Here is a 2,403-nt window from a genome sequence, read left to right on the forward strand (position 1 = left end):
CAGATCCCCACGCGCCATCGCTGCTCCCCGCAAAGAGCTGCCTTGAATCAAACTTCAGGCCGTTTGGGAATCCACTTTGTCAACGCAACCTAGTCAGATTTCCTAGCCGGTCTCAGCATATCGGATGATGCTTTGGCCTTGGACGCTCGCGACCAGTTCGCCCGCCCGTGACAGGATTCTACGTAACAGAGGAGAGGAGTTCGCCTCGTTATACCCCAGATTGAGGTCGATTGACGGCGCCATCCCGTCGAGCGCTCGAGCGACGACGTTCGGCGTTAGCATGTTCTGCGCGTAGAGCGGTATCAACGTGACGCCGCCAGTCGACACCACGAGCGACATCGCGGACGACAAGTTCTCGCCTTCATATTGCGCCTTGAGCGCGATTCCTACGCTCGCAGCATAGTCTTGAACTACGGCGTTCAAGACCGGCGAGGTTCTTGCCGCGCTCACATAAACTTCGCGGGCCAAGTCCTGCGGTCGGATTCGCTTTTCCGCAGTCAGACGATGGTCAGCGGGAAGCACGGCTATCAAGGGTTCCTTGACCAGGAATTGGAACGTCAGTCCCACGGTCTGAGGCTCGTGCCGCAGAAACGCCATATCGAGCTTGCCGCGCATCAGCGCTGCGGCGAGTTCCGGCGAGGATTGGCTGAACAAAGTAACTTCGACTTCGGGTGCTTCCTCGCGGATGATCCGCAAAGCATGGGGTAGCCACACCACTTCCTGCCCGGCCAGGAAACCTATGGAGAATACCGCTCGCTCAGGCTGTTCCGCCCGACGTGCTCCATCGGTCGCCGCCTCGACCTGCAGCAGCGCCAGCCGCGCGTGATCGAGAAATACCCGTCCGGCCGCCGTCAATGTCACGCCCCGCGCCTGTCGTTCGAGCAGCTTGACACCCACTTCTGACTCAAGGTCGCGAATTTGACGGCTGAGCGATGGCTGCGACGTGTTCAAGCGCCGCTGAGCGGCCGTAAGAAGGCTGCCTTCCTCAGCGACAGCTACAAAATATCGCAGATGTCGAAGTTCCATTGGCGGCCCTCCTATACCTCCCAGGCATAGGTTAAGCGTACAAGGTCTTTGTCTCGATCGAAAGCGGAACCTAGCCCCAGCGCATCATCAAGCGAAGGAGGGAACCCCCTGTTGGATACCAGGCTCGAGGTCGCCTTCTGTCTCGGCGTCTGGGACGACGGCTCGCGCCTTGGTAAACTGCTCTCCGGCGCTGCAGGCCGACAGCCACCCGCTGCGAAAGCCTGTGAGTCAGTGCACGCGTCTTCGTTTGATGACTTGATGTCAGCAGCACAGATGGAGAAATTCGATGTCCACGATCACGACCAAAGACGGCGTAAACATCTTCTACAAGGATTGGGGATCGGGTCAGCCGATCGTCTTCAGCCATGGCTGGCCGCTGACGGCGGATGACTGGGATGCCCAGATGATGTTCTTCCTTCAGCACGGCTATCGGGTGATCGCCCACGATCGGCGCGGCCACGGCCGTTCGGACCAGCCCGCCACCGGCAACGACATGGACACCTGGGTCGCCGACCTCGCCGCCCTGACGGAACATCTCGACCTGCACGACGCCATCCACATCGGGCACTCGACGGGCGGAGGTGAGGTGGCGCGCTATGTCGCCCGCCACCAGCAGCGCGTCGCCAAGGCGGTCCTGGTCGCTTCGCTGACACCCAACATGTACCGGAGCGAGGAAAATCCAACCGGTCAGCCACCGGAGTGGTTCGAAACGATCAAGGCGGGCATACTGGCCAACCGCGCGGAATTCTTCCGTTTCGTTCCCGAGAACCCCTTCTACGGCTACAACCTCGATGGGGCGAAGCCTTCGGAGGCGGTCATCGCGAACTGGTGGCGCCAAGGCATGGCGGGCGGTGCCCTCGCTCACTATCTGACTGTCGACTCCTGGCTCGAGGATTATACCGAAGACCTCCAGAAGATCACCGTGCCGGTGCTGGTGATGCATGGCGAGGCCGATCAGGTCGTTCCGTTCACAAGCTCTGTGCCACGCGCGGTCGATCTGCTGGAGAAGGGGTCACTCAAGAGCTATCCGGGCTACCCGCATGGCATGCTGACCACGCATGCGGAGGTACTTAACCCCGACCTGCTCTCATTCATCAGATCCTGACGACATCACTTTTTACCTTTCCAATATCAGGCCACATAGGAGAGAGAGGCCATCACAAGGTGGTCTCTCTTCATGCCAACGGCGAGGATTGGCACTCGGCCGTCGTCAACAGCAGATGACCTCGAAGGACTACCTCTATGGAAAGCGGGCGATCGCGGGCCGAAGCTGCGCCTTCTCGCCTAGGTTGCGTTGACAAAGTGGATTCCCAAACGGCCTGAAGTTTGATTCAAGGCAGCTCTTTGCGGGGAGCAGCGATGGCGCGTGGGGATCTG

General features: G+C 60.0%; 2 protein-coding genes. One reads left to right on the forward strand and one right to left on the reverse strand.

Translation table 11 applies throughout. The annotated features are described in order from the left end of the window. Positions 1-102: 102 nt before the first annotated feature. A complete protein-coding gene (locus FHS98_RS18605; protein ID WP_167108959.1) occupies positions 103-1,026 on the reverse strand; it encodes a LysR family transcriptional regulator in 924 nt (307 codons plus the stop codon). A gap of 286 nt (positions 1,027-1,312) precedes the next feature. Here FHS98_RS18605 and FHS98_RS18610 point away from each other — a divergent pair, with 286 nt between their 5' ends. Further along, a complete protein-coding gene (locus FHS98_RS18610; RefSeq protein ID WP_167108962.1) occupies positions 1,313-2,131 on the forward strand; it encodes an alpha/beta fold hydrolase in 819 nt (272 codons plus the stop codon). Positions 2,132-2,403: the final 272 nt, after the last annotated feature.

The organism is Sphingomonas oligoaromativorans, from assembly GCF_011762195.1.
GTDB classification, from domain to species: Bacteria; Pseudomonadota; Alphaproteobacteria; order Sphingomonadales; family Sphingomonadaceae; genus Solisphingomonas; species Solisphingomonas oligoaromativorans.